This is a genomic window from Mesorhizobium sp. M0184, assembly GCF_040322215.1.
Taxonomy (GTDB): domain Bacteria; phylum Pseudomonadota; class Alphaproteobacteria; order Rhizobiales; family Rhizobiaceae; genus Mesorhizobium.
This window is the reverse complement of record NZ_JAMYSZ010000025.1, coordinates 22,582-35,349: the sequence shown is the minus strand read 5'-3', so window position 1 is coordinate 35,349 and position 12,768 is coordinate 22,582. Positions and strand designations below refer to the sequence as shown.

Genomic DNA, 12,768 nt, shown 5'->3' with positions numbered 1-12,768 from the left:
CCTCGCTACTCTCCCGAAACGCCGCGGCTTATCGGCGAGATGAACGGCGTGCTCCACGTGCCGCCGACGAAGAACGACGACTGCTTGGGCGCCTGGCCGTTCGTCTGCGTGGCAGCTTGGCTCGGCTGGACGATGCCGCCGGACAGCGCCAGCCCGCGTCCGGCATAGGATGCGATGCCGGAAAGCCAGATCTTGTATTGCGCGGAATTCACCTCGGCCTTGTCGATGCGCGCCACGCCGTTCGAAACGCTCGCCTTGAGTTCGGCCCCGTCGATCGGCAGCGTTCCGTCCGAGACGTCGTCCAGCGCGAAGAATCCGCCCTGTTCGGTGTGCTTGAGGAACGCCGGCAGGTTAAGCCGGCTCAGCGCACCCGCGCCGAACGTCGCGGACAGCGAGCCATTGGCGTTTTCGAAAATCGAGTCCCAGGTTCTGCCAGGCCCTTTGAGGATGACCGAAACGGTTCCAGTGCCGATCGGCACCAGCCGCGTCATCCCGGCCGCGGTGCCGAAAGCGCCGCCGTCGATATCGGAAGCAAGCAGCCGGATCTCGACTTCCGTGCCGGCGGGCTTGCGGTCGAAACGGACGCTGCTCTGGACGTTGCCGCCAAAGGCGGATGCATCCGAGATGTCGAAGACGGCAAGGCCGTTCTTGACCTGGGCAGTGGCAGCGACGTCGGCAAGCTGGATGGCGCCGGCGGTGGCATGCGCCGCCGACAGCCTGAGATCGAGATTGATCCGGTCGGCGAAGCTTGTGTCGATCTCGCCCGGGCCGGTGCCGCCGGCGGATGGTACCGGCGTAAAGGCGGAGAGAAATGATCTGAGGTCGAGCGTATCGAAGGCAAGTGTGCCGGAGATCACCGGCAGTGCCTCACCATAGGTGAAGTCCAGCGCACCCATTCCCGGGTTGTTGTCGAGGGTCAGGGCCGTGTTTTCAAATTTGACGCGCCCGGCCGTCGCCGTGATCTTGCTTGAAACCGAGATCGAGCCGATTGCGGCACCGGGCGCGATGCCGGCCTGCGACCATTCGAGCACGCGTCGGAGCGAAGGTGCGGCGAATTTTGCCTGGCCGTCGAAATAGCCGTTCTCCGACATGCTGGCGCGGCCGTCGAACGAAAAACTGGCCGGTGCCGCCTTGAAGGAAAATGTGGCCGGTGCTGTGCCGCCACCAAACAGCACGAGCGGGTTCGGCGATGCGGCGTCGATGGCAACACTTTCGCCGCGCCATATCCCGGTCGCCGACAGCGTCGCATTGCTGTTCATCGCGGCCCAGTTCGCCTGGCCGCTCAGGCTGCTCAATATCTCCTGGTCCTTGCCGCCGATGGCAGCCACTACGCGGCCGTCCCTGAACTCGACTGTGCCGAACGGATCTGTCGGCAGCTTGCCGAGATCCGGCTTGGCGGGATTTGTGTTGATCACCGCGCGGGCAGCATCGATCGAACGCGTAATGCGCCCACCGCTGGGAATCGCAGGCAGGAAAAACCCGCTCGCAGTACGCTGAACCCGGATCGTCGGTCGTACCAGCCGCGCCGTCGAAAACACCACATCGCCACGCAGCGCCGCCATCGCTGAGAGGTCGACCTCGACCCGTTCGGCCTCGACCACGGGCGGCGCATCCGTCTCTGTCCATTGCGACAGCGTCACGTCGCTCAGGATCGCCCGGAAATTCGGCCAGACCTCGATACGCGGCGCGCCGTCGATGGTGACCCGGAAACCGCTCCACGCGCTCATTTCCCACGCGATACGGTCGCGTACGATGCGGGTCGAGGCGATCAACGGCAAGGCTGCGACAACCAGCGCGATGACGATGACGGCTGCGCCGATCGCCCATATTCCGCGTCGGATCAAAGGTGATGGCATATCGCCCCGTATGCTTCCATTCCGACAAAATCGCCCGACGGGTGTAACCGACGGCTGACGCATTTCAAGTCTTTATGGCCCGGCGATGGCATTTGCGCACACCCTGACCGGCGCGGTCCAACAAAATCTTGCTCTGCTGCATCGCGATATGCATAAGCGATGCCAATGCATGTCGCCCAAAAGTGCGCAGCGGTTTTGGGATAAACGACATGCATAAAGACAAAAGTTTAAAGCGCGTCGCGTGAATTTCTTCAAACGTGACGTGCTTTAAGGAGGAACAATGATGGCTGACGACGCACCGCTCTGGATCCCGACGCAAGAGCAGATCGACGCAGCGCCGATGACCGCCTTCATGAACGCCGCGGCGAACATGGCCGGCAAGGTTTTCTCCTCCTATGCCGACCTGCATCGCTGGTCGATCGATGATCGCGAGACCTTCTGGAGCCTGGTCTGGGACTTTTGTGGCATCGTCGGCGACAAGGGCGAACGCGTGCTGGTCGATGGCAACAAGATGCCCGGCGCGACCTTCTTCCCTGATGCGAAGCTGAACTTCGCCGAGAATCTCCTCAAGAAAACCGGGCTTGGCGACGCAATCGTCTTTCGCGGCGAGGACAAGGTCGAGCGGCGGCTGTCCTGGAACGAGCTGCATGCGCTGACCTCGCGCCTGCAGCAGCTTTTCCTGTCGCTCAAGGTGAAGAAGGGCGACCGCATCGCCGCGATGATGCCCAACATGCCGGAGACGGTTGCTGCAATGCTGGCGGCCGCCTCGATCGGCGCCGTCTGGTCGTCCTGCTCCCCAGATTTCGGTGAGCAGGGTGTTCTCGACCGGTTCGGCCAGATCGAGCCTGTCGTGTTCATCGCGCCGGACGGCTACTGGTACAATGGCAAGGCGATCGAAGTCGCCGACAAGATCGCGGCCGTGGCGGGCAAGCTCGCCACCGTCCGCAAAGTCCTCATTGTCGACTATCTCGGCACCTCGCTCGACGTCGCCGCGACCATCGGCAAGGCGGCTGCGCTGGAAGAGGCGCTGTCACCCTTTGCCGCAAGGCCGGTCGCCTACGAAAGGCTGCCGTTTTCGCATCCGCTGTACATCCTGTTTTCGTCGGGCACGACCGGCATCCCCAAATGCATCGTCCATTCGGCCGGCGGAACGCTGATCCAGCACGTCAAGGAAGAACGGCTGCATGCCGGTCTGCTCGACGGCGACCGCTTCTTCTATTTCACCACCTGCGGCTGGATGATGTGGAACTGGCTGGTGTCGGGCCTGGCGTCGGGCGCCACCTTGCTGCTCTATGACGGCTCGCCTTTCTACCCGGACGGCAATGCGCTGTTCGACTTCGCCGATGCCGAGAAGATGACCTATTTCGGTACCTCGGCCAAATTCATCGATTCCGTGCGCAAGGCCGGCCTCAAGCCGATCCGCACGCATGATCTTTCCAGCGTGCGCACCATCTCCTCGACCGGCTCGCCGCTGTCGCCGGAAGATTTCCGTTTCGTCTATGAAGGCATCAAGAAGGACGTGCATCTCGCCTCGATCTCCGGCGGCACCGATATCGTCTCCTGCTTCGTGCTCGGCGTGCCGATCGAACCGGTATGGACCGGCGAGATCCAAGGGCCCGGGCTCGGCCTTGCCGTCGATGTCTGGGACGATGACGGCCGCCCGCTCCGCCAGGAGAAGGGCGAGCTCGTCTGCACCAAGGCGTTTCCGGCGATGCCGATCGGCTTCTGGAACGACCCTGACGGCAGGAAATACAAAGCCGCCTATTTCGAACGTTTCGACGATGTCTGGTGCCACGGCGATTTCGCCGAATGGACCGTCCATGGCGGCCTGATCATCCATGGCCGTTCTGACGCCACGCTCAATCCGGGCGGTGTCAGGATCGGCACGGCGGAGATCTACAATCAGGTCGAGCAGATGCCGGAAATCCTCGAAGCGCTATGCATCGGCCAGGATTTCGACAATGACGTGCGTGTCGTGCTGTTCGTGCGGCTGGCGGCCGGCGTTGAGCTCGATGCCGAGCAGGAAAAACGCATCCGCGCGAAAATCCGCACCGGGGCGAGCCCGCGCCACGTGCCGGCCAAGATCGTCGCCGTCAGCGATATTCCGCGAACCAAATCGGGCAAGATCACCGAGCTCGCGGTACGCGACATGGTGCACGGCCGCGCCATCAAGAACAAGGAAGCGCTCGCCAATCCCGAAGCGCTCGAGCTGTTCCGCAACCTGCCGCAGCTTGCCGACTGATCCCGGGATCCAAGGTGGGAGCCGTTTTGAGGTCTCAGGTATCGTTAACAAATTATCTCTTCGGAATTTACCTAGATTTCATGAGTGGTACACATTGGTAAATTTTGCGGCGTGCCGGTAAGGATTTGTTAAGGCCCGGCATCGATAGTCGTGCGTAACTTGAGGGAGAAATCCCGTTCCTCTTAGCCCCGAGAGGATCTGATTCGCTCAAGCCCCGTTGTGACAGCAATTCCAATTTCTCAAGGCGTCCTGTTGGACGCCTTTTTTCTTTGCGCAACCATAGCTAACCGGCGAGCACTCGGGTCGAGGGAAAGGCGACTTCGACAAGGGTTCCCTCGCCGGGCGTCGAGTTGATGGTGAACCGGGCCCGGTTCGCTTCGACCATCGCCTTGGTCAGCGGCAGCCCAAGACCCGTGCCGTCGCCACGGCCGCGCTTCAGCGCATTGATCTGCTTGAACGGCTTCAGCGCCTGCTCGATCTCGGACTGGCTCATGCCGATGCCGGTATCGCGAACGCGCATGACGACATCGCCGGAGATCTCGTAAGCCGTCGACACGATCACCTGGCCGCCGGCCTGCGTGTAGCGGACGGCGTTCGACAGGATGTTGAGCGCGATCTGCCGCACGCTGCGCAGATCGGCCACCACTTCCGGCAGCCGCGAGGCGAAGCTGGAGCGGATGATGACGCGTTCCCGGTTGGCTTGCGGCTGCATCATCGCCACGGTTTCGGCCAGCGTGTCGTTAAGCGACACCGCCTCATAGGCCATCTCCTGCTGGCCGGCCTCGATTTTCGAAATGTCGAGCAGGTCGTTGACCAGATCGAGCACGTGGTTGCCCGAACGGTTGATGTCGCGCAGATAGTCGCGATAGCGGTCATTGGCCACCGGCCCGAATTTCTCGTCGACCATCAGCTCGGAAAAGCCGATTATGGCGTTGAGCGGCGTGCGGATCTCGTGGCTGATGCGGGCCAGAAAATCGGTCTTCTGCGACGAGGCGCGTTCGGCGACCGCGCGCGCCTGGGTCAAGTCCTCTTCGGCCCGCTTCCACTGGGTGATATCGCGCACCACCGCACAGAAGCCGCTGTCGTTGGGCAGCCTGCCGATGGTCATGAACAGCGGAATGAAACGCCCCTGCGCCTCGCGCCCGATCACCTCGCGGCCATCGTTCATCACGCTTGCAACGCCGGGCTCCGACAACCCCTCGAGGTAGTCACGCGCCGCGCGCTGGCTTTCGATCGCAAACAGCGAGACGAACGGTTTGCCGGTCACCTCGTCGCTGTCGAAGCCGAACAGCGCTTCCGCCGGACGGCTAATTGAACGGATCGTTCCGTTACGGCCGATCAGCACGACGCCGTCGGTGGCGGTGTCGATGATGGTGCGCATTTCGGCAATGCGTGCCTTGAGCTCGGAAACATCCGGCTGCGTTTGGTCTTCGGCGGCGCCACGTGGAATGGCTGCTGCCTCGTCGTCGCCGGAACGACGTACGACCAGCATCAGCGCCTTGCCGTTTCCCCAGGGCACGGAGCGTAAAATCGCATCGATCGGAAACTCCTGACCTTCGCGCGTTTTCAGCCGCAGAGCGCGGTCGCCGCCGTCCGAACTGCCGTCGTCGGCATAAGGGTCGGCAAACAGCGCGCCGAGCCCGCCGGCCTCGTCCAGGGCATTGAGCGTCGCATAGCCGGTCAAGCCGAGGAATTCGTCGTTCGCGTAATGCAGCTGGTCGCCGGAATGAATAAGCACCGGCACTGGCAGCTTGCCGAGGATCGAGGTATCCGGCCCCTTGTTGTCCTCTCCGGCAAACGCCGACGGCACGAAGCCGTCGAGTTTGAGCGGTGATGCCTGCGGCCGCGCGATGGGCGGCACCTGGCCGGCAACGTCGGCTGCGGCTGCGCTGTCCTCGGACCAATCCTCGCTGTCCTCGGCGTCACGGAAATCTTCGGCCGTCATGCTATCGTCGTCGCCATCCCGCGGCGCTTCGGCGACGATCGTTCGACGGTTCGTGCTGGGCTCAACGCCTTCCTGCGCTTCATCGCTGGGTTCGCGGTCGGCATAGTCGAGCAGCGATCCGGAAACAGGGCGTGTGACGGGTTCGCCGGCTTGCGCCTCTGCTACCGCCTCATCCGGCTGCTCGCCGTCGAGCCGGGCAAGATCCTTCTGGTCTTCGGCATCGGCCTCGGGCGGTTCGGCGGCAGCCGCCCCGCTTTCCGGACCTTGCGCCGGCATCTCACCCTTGTCCGTCGGGCCGGCTTCTTTCAGCTTTGGCTCGTCGGCCTTGCCTGCTGCCTCGACTTTCTCAACCGGCTTCTGCTTTCCGGCGCTGGGCTGTTTTTCGGCCGGGGTGCTGTCCTTCTTGAGACGCTCGCCAATCTCGCGAAACGCGCTGCGTTCCAGCGTCGACAGGCCTTTGTCGTTGGCCGGCTGCCGGTGCTCGGCCAGCCGGATCACCTTGTCGGCAAAGCGCCGCTCGGGCTTTGGCACGATGGTCAACGCCGGCACTTCGCCCCTGAACGGATCGGCGGATTTAGGTGTCTCGGGGAGAGGTTCGACGGCTTCCGGCCCAACGCTCGCGGCGGGCTTCTCCTCGGCGACAAGGGCCATGCCGGCCGCGTCCGGATCGACCACCGCATCGCCGCTGCGGGCGACGCCGAAACCGCGAAAACCTTCGAAAACGCGGCTGCGGCTGTAAACCGGGAGCGCCGCCAGATCGACGGGTATCTTCAGATCGGTGCCGGCGACCGGCCACAGCACGGAGCGGCCGGACCAGGTGTCGCGCCGTTCAAGCAGGCCGGCAATCTCGCCAGAAGCATCGAGGCCATAGGCGGCCGAAACATCCTCGAAGCGACGTCCGATCACGTCGGCTGCAGGCTTGCCGACGAGCTCGGCAAATTCCGGCGACAGGGCGCTGAACCGGCCCTCCGCGTCGGTACGCCAGACGAAACGCATGGGCGCGGCGGTGCGATCGATCGCCGAAGCGCGGTGTTCGGCCGGGGAGGCGGCTTTGGTGGCTTTTGCGGCGCTTTCCGGCGAAGTATCCGCGCCGGCCTGCGAAGCGTCCGGGCTGGTCTCGACTTTGCCGGACGCAGCTGCCCCGGGCGGCCCCTGCGCGTCGTCGCCGGCATTGAAGTACCAATGGTCATGCTGCGTCGGCGCTTCGCCTACCGTGCGGTGATCGTCGGCCGCGTCGGCAGGTTCGTGCTCCGCCGATGCCGAGGTGCCTTCCATCGCTGCAAGGTCGATCTCCGCCGCGCCGGTGCTGGCGATCGGCTGCTCGTTGTCCTGGTCCGTTGGCTGGGGAAGATCGCCACCGCTCAGTGCCGCTGCCGCCTCGGTTTCCCCGCCGGCGCGCTCGCCATCGGGGGCCTCGCCGTCAAGCCGGTCCTCGTCGATCACCACCAGCAGGTGCCGCTCTTCCGTCAGCCGGGCAAGGCCCGCGGGATAGGAGCTGGACCCACCCGGAACCAGGCGCTTGACGATGCGGTCGCTCTCGTTCGCCACGTCGGCGACAAGCGCGGCCAGCGTCTCAGGCCGGATGCCGAGCGCCGAAAAGCCGTCCGATGCGGCGTCGATATTGCCCTTGGCATCGACAAAGGCGATGTAGTGGCCGTCTTCCGTAAAGCCACCGATGGCGCGGTCGGCGATCTCGGCGGCGCTTCGCGAGCCGGTCTGCGCCGCCGGCAGCGCCAGCATGATTGCTTCCTCGCCATCGGGCATGGTCACCGCGCTGGCCAGGAAACCGACGGCGCGGCTGGTCAGGCCGGTCGCCAGCCGGACCGTGATGGCACGGTCGCGGCCGATCTGCGGAAAACCGCTGGTTGCCATGATCTGGCGCCGGGCGATCAGCGGCAAACCTGCCGAGGCGCCGATGATAGCGCCGATGTCCGGATAGCCGAATACCGCCGCGCCGGGCCCGTTGGCCCAGATCACCTGTTCGAGGTCTGCCGACAGAATGGCGATCGCGTCGCCTGCGGCGAAGCGCCGGCGGACGGCATCGAGCACGGCGACGTCAAGGAAGGAGTAGTTTTCAGCCGGCATGCGCTTGGCGACCCTCACAGAGCGGGCAATTTGCGGTTAACGCTTTGTTAATAAAAGCCGACGGCGCGAAGGTCCACAAGTCATAGCGTGCAACCAGCGGAATCTCTAGGCGCGTGGTTAACGCCGCGAACCAAATATTTTATGGTGCGATGCAACAAACATGTTGCAATGCACAAAATTTGCCTTTATATTGCCATGATAGATGAACGAGACGGCATTTTGTCAAAGCCGCTGCCGCTGAAAAGGATGGAAAATGTCCAGGACCAAGACCGCTGAAACGATCGAAAACGTTGAATTCCCGAGCTTCGACGCTTCCAAGGCCACCGACCAGATCCGTGCCTTCGCCGAAAAGGGCGTTGAGCAGTCGAAAGAGGCCTACGCCAAGCTGAAGACCGGCGCCGAGGAGACCCAGAAGGCTCTAGAATCGACCTACGAGACCGCCAAGTCCGTTTCCAGCGACCTGTCGCTCAAGACCATCGCCGCCCTGCGCGCCAATGCCGAAGCCGGCTTCTCGCATTTCGAAGCGCTGATCGGCGCCAAGTCGCTGTCGGAAGTCGTCGAGTTGCAGACCGCTTTCCTGCGCAAGCGCGTCGAAATGACCGTCGAGCAGGCTAAGGACTTCCAGGCGGTTGCTGCCAAGGCGGCCGAGGACGTATCCAAGCCGATCAAGACCGCCTTCGAGAAGGCCGTGAAAGAAATCAAGATCGCCTAATATTTGCGCACAGTTTGACGATGCATCAAAAGGTCGCATTTCGTCAGACAAATAGATGTGCGATATAGTGGTTTAAGTGAATACCCGGCGGGTGGAACCTCCTCCCTCTGCTCACCGGGGTGACCAGCCAGCACCTCCTCCCGCTGGCTCGTAACAGGAAAAGGCCGGCACCTCCTCCCGCCGGCCTTTTCTTTGTCCGGCGAAAGCTTGCGCTGGGAAGCAGTCTTTTGCCTTGCCAAAAGCCTTGAATTAAACTCCGATAGCCCGTATGGACGCATCGCCGAACGACAGAGCGGGTCCCGAACGTTTCATCTCGATCCCGCTCAGGCAAACGTGCCGTTGTAGCTCAGATGGTTAGAGCGCCGGATTGTGGATCCGGAGGTCGCTGGTTCGATCCCAGCCAACGGTACCATTCAGCTTTCAGCCAGGCTTCTGACCAATAGCGCCGAGCGTTCACTACGATCCCGTAGCGCTCACCCACGGTCCCGCGCCTGACGCGCGCCGCGCAGGTGATCCACGAGGGCTCTCAGCTTCGGCGCGATATTCCGTCTGCTGGGGAAATAAAGATAGAAACCCGCAAACGGCGGAAAATAGCCGTCGAGGATTGGCACGAGCTCGCCGCGGTCGAGCCAGGGGCGGAATGTATCGGCCATGCCGAACGTGATCCCGGCGCCTGCAACGGCCAGCCGGATCATCAGCCACATGTCGTTGGTAGTGATCTCGGGCGCAACCGCCACGTCGAACTCGCGCCCGTCCTCGCCGAACTCCCACCGATAGGGCGAAACTCCCGGCGCCGGCCGCCAGCCGATACATCGATGTGCCACAAGCTCGCGCGGATGGGCGGGTGCTCCGAACTTTTCGAGATAGCGCGGGGCGCAGACGGCCATCTGCCGCTGATCGCCCGATACCGGCACGGCAATCATGTCCTGCTCGATCACTTCGCCGAGCCTCACTCCCGCATCATAGCCTTCGGCAACGATGTCGAATTCCTCGTCGGTGACCACAATATCCAGATGCACCTCGGGAAACCTTTCTGCAAAGGACGCCAGCAACGGTCCTGACAGAAAGGCCTCTGCGATCGACGAAACCGCGATCCGCAGGCGGCCGCGCGGGCGGTCCAGAAACTCCGTGGTGGCTTCGATTGCCGCGTTCACGTCGGCGATCGCCGGTGCGACGCTCGCCAGCAGGCGCTCGCCCGCTTCGGTCAGGTTGACGCTGCGTGTCGTGCGCTGCAGCAATGCGATGCCAAGGCGCTGTTCAAGCCTGAGGATGCTCTGGCTGACCGCTGAGCGCGTCACGCCCAACCGGTCTGCCGCAGCGCGAAAATTGCGTTCCTCGGCCACGGCGACGAAGACGACAATTGCATTGAGATCGATGTCCCATTGGTTAGTCAAACTTACCATCGAGGTTAACGGCAGGCGGGTTATCGCGACAATGCCATGGCTCTATCTCTGTCGCAACGGCAAGAAGGCTTGATCCTCCCGATCCAAGCCGAAGCCGACCGACAAGGAGATATCCCATGACATCACTCCCTTCCTCCTGGGACCTGGATGGAAAAGTCGCCCTCGTGACCGGCGCGGCACGCGGCATCGGCCGCTGCACGGCGGAACTGCTGCGGGCGCGGGGCGCCCGGATCGTGGCAAGCGATCTCAGCGACAGGGTACGCGAATTGGAAGCCGAGGATGTGGCGACCCTGGTCGGCGATGTCGCCGACGAGGATCTGGCCAGACGCTCGGTCGAACTCGCCGCGAAGCGCTTCGGTCGACTCGACATCGTCGTGAACAATGCCGGTCGCACGCTCAACAAACGACTGACTGAGACCTCGGTCGACGACTATGACCGCATCCTGCAGATCAACGCGCGCGGCAGCTTCGTCACTGCCCGTGCCGCAGTGGAATTGATGGCCGCCGGCGGTACCGGCGCGATCGTCAATGTCTCGTCGATCTCGGCCGTCGCGGCCTTCGAGACGCAGGCGGCCTATGCCTCCTCCAAGGCGGCTGTCGCACAGCTGACCAAGGTGATCGCGATCGAATACGGGCGCATGGGCATTCGCTGCAACGCCGTTGCCCCTGGCGTGATCGAAACCGACATCATGGAAGGCGTGGTGGAGAATGGCCGGGAGATGCTGCGCAGCTTCGGCGGCGCGCATCCAATCGGCCGGATCGGCCAGCCGCAAGAAGTTGCCGAGGCCATCGCCTTTCTTGCCTCGCCGGCATCCAGCTTCATCACCGGGGCCTTGCTTCTGGTCGATGGCGGCTACACCGCCCAGTGAGCCCAAATAAGGCTGACGCACCGCACGCCATCCCTTCACATCGTGAAAATAATCACAGAACCAAAAGGATCATCTCGATGACCATGAACAGAGTTGTTCTGATCACCGGTGCCTCCAGCGGCATCGGCGCTGGCATTGCCCGCGAGCTTGGCGCGGCAGGTGCGAAGCTGATGCTCGGCGCACGCCGCACCGACCGCCTTGAAGCGCTTGCGGCCGAAATCGAGGCAGCTGGTGGAACGGTTCGCGTGCGAGCGCTCGACGTCACCAGGAGGGAAGATGTCGCAGCATTCGCCGATGCCGCCCGGGCCGAATGGGGCCAGGTCGATGTCATCGTCAACAATGCGGGCGTCATGCCGCTGTCGGCCATCGCAGCCATGAAGATCGACGAATGGGAGCTGATGGTGGACGTCAACATCAAGGGTGTTCTGTACGGCGTCGCGGCGGTTCTGCCGGAGATGACGGCACGCGGCTCCGGTCACATCATCAATATCGGTTCCATCGGCGCACTGGCCGTCTCGCCCACGGCTGCCGTCTATTGCGCAACGAAATACGCTGTCCGCGCGATTTCCGATGGGCTCCGCCAGGAGAGTGACGATATCCGCGTAACCTGCATTCATCCTGGCGTGGTGGAAAGCGAGCTGGCGAACACGATCTCCGACGAAGCCGCTGCCGCCGCCATGAAAACCTGGCGTGCTATTGCCCTGCAACCCGATGCAATCGCCAGGGCAGTGCGCTACGCAATCGAACAGCCCGACGATGTCGACGTCAACGAGATCGTCGTGCGTCCGACGAAGGCGGCGCATTGATGCGATCCACTTTGGCCGCAGTGCTTACGGGTATTGCCGTTGCTGTAGCTCCAACCGGCCTGACCCTTCCTTCAACTCCAATCCTTGCGGAGGAACCAATGCCGCACCAAGATCATCCCTATGTCGGAATGTGGGTCACCGAGGATCGCCATATCAGGCACGAACTCCTGCCGAACGGCCGTTATGACGAAGCGCGCGGTGACCGCGAGAGCGCCTATCGGGGACGCTATGAAGTGCACGGCAGCCACATAGAATACTGGGACGATACGGGCTTCACCGCGGATGGTGAGTTCGTCGAAGGCGTCCTCTATCATGCCGGCATGATCCTTTACCGCCAGCGGTAGAGAGCCACCCTGAGAAAAGCACTTCAGGGTTCCACAAGGCGCTATTGCACGCCTTGCATGAGGCGCTCGGCAGTTTGCACCGCAAGCCTCGCCACCACCACATATGTCCCAGCAAGCGCGGCGGAAAGAAGCAGGATCGCGAGCAGAGTCGACATTGCAAATGGTTGTCACTATATAGCGGCGGCTTTGACGGCTCGCCTCTTACATGGTGCCGGCGAGAGCGCGGTAAATGTGCTAGTCATTGCGACATCTATTGTGATCTAAAACGGCTTGAAAACCGAAAAAAAGCGAATAGAAACAATAGCGCGGGTCGAACGAGTTTCGTCGAGAGAATCAGTCCTCAAGAACTAGAACGTGCTCCTTGAACCCTCCATTCCCTTCAGCTCTGTGGACCTCGGACAAGTTCGGCTTGCCGGGCGAAGCCGACTCGGCTCGAATGGCAGCACGCATCTTTTCGAAGATGCCGACGTTTATGATTACCAACCGGCATAGCCGCTAGGGAAACA

8 protein-coding genes and 1 tRNA gene are annotated in these 12,768 nt (G+C 62.6%); 6 read left to right on the top strand and 3 right to left on the bottom strand.

The window, feature by feature from the left end; genetic code table 11:
* Positions 1-5 precede the first annotated feature (5 nt).
* Positions 6-1,856 carry an AsmA family protein gene (locus NKJ23_RS25220; RefSeq protein ID WP_352614779.1) on the bottom strand — a complete coding sequence of 617 codons (1,851 nt, stop codon included), beginning with the start codon at positions 1,854-1,856 and terminating at the stop codon, positions 6-8.
* A gap of 283 nt (positions 1,857-2,139) precedes the next feature.
* Here NKJ23_RS25220 and NKJ23_RS25215 point away from each other — a divergent pair, with 283 nt between their 5' ends.
* Complete coding sequence (locus NKJ23_RS25215; RefSeq protein ID WP_352683115.1) at positions 2,140-4,098, top strand: acetoacetate--CoA ligase; 1,959 nt, start codon at positions 2,140-2,142, stop codon at positions 4,096-4,098.
* A 283-nt stretch (positions 4,099-4,381) separates the two neighbouring features.
* Here the strand turns inward: NKJ23_RS25215 and NKJ23_RS25210 are convergent, their stop codons facing one another.
* Entirely contained in the window at positions 4,382-8,128 is a 3,747-nt protein-coding gene (locus NKJ23_RS25210; protein WP_352683113.1) for a PAS domain S-box protein, read from the bottom strand.
* A gap of 253 nt (positions 8,129-8,381) precedes the next feature.
* On the opposite strand from NKJ23_RS25210, the gene NKJ23_RS25205 reads away from it, so the two are divergent.
* Both NKJ23_RS25205 and NKJ23_RS25200 read left to right on the top strand, forming a co-directional pair.
* The gene (locus NKJ23_RS25205; protein ID WP_254819298.1) at positions 8,382-8,840 is read left to right on the top strand and encodes a phasin; all 459 of its coding nucleotides are present in this window, start codon (positions 8,382-8,384) and stop codon (positions 8,838-8,840) included.
* 335 nt (positions 8,841-9,175) lie between these two features.
* Positions 9,176-9,252, top strand: a tRNA-His gene (locus tag NKJ23_RS25200).
* 61 nt (positions 9,253-9,313) lie between these two features.
* Here NKJ23_RS25200 and NKJ23_RS25195 read toward each other — a convergent pair.
* Entirely contained in the window at positions 9,314-10,234 is a 921-nt protein-coding gene (locus tag NKJ23_RS25195; protein WP_352683111.1) for a LysR family transcriptional regulator, read from the bottom strand.
* Between the two features lie 125 nt (positions 10,235-10,359).
* On the opposite strand from NKJ23_RS25195, the gene NKJ23_RS25190 reads away from it, so the two are divergent.
* The 3 genes from NKJ23_RS25190 to NKJ23_RS25180 all read left to right on the top strand — a co-directional run bounded on the left by NKJ23_RS25190 (position 10,360) and on the right by NKJ23_RS25180 (position 12,262).
* Positions 10,360-11,112 carry an SDR family NAD(P)-dependent oxidoreductase gene (locus NKJ23_RS25190; protein ID WP_352683109.1) on the top strand — a complete coding sequence of 251 codons (753 nt, stop codon included), beginning with the start codon at positions 10,360-10,362 and terminating at the stop codon, positions 11,110-11,112.
* A gap of 77 nt (positions 11,113-11,189) precedes the next feature.
* Positions 11,190-11,918 (top strand): SDR family oxidoreductase, encoded by a 729-nt coding sequence (locus tag NKJ23_RS25185; RefSeq protein WP_352683107.1) that lies wholly within the window; start codon positions 11,190-11,192, stop codon positions 11,916-11,918.
* Entirely contained in the window at positions 11,918-12,262 is a 345-nt protein-coding gene (locus tag NKJ23_RS25180; RefSeq protein ID WP_352683105.1) for an Atu4866 domain-containing protein, read from the top strand. The genes NKJ23_RS25185 and NKJ23_RS25180 overlap by 1 nt, the downstream gene beginning before the upstream one ends.
* The last annotated feature ends 506 nt before the right edge of the window (positions 12,263-12,768 follow it).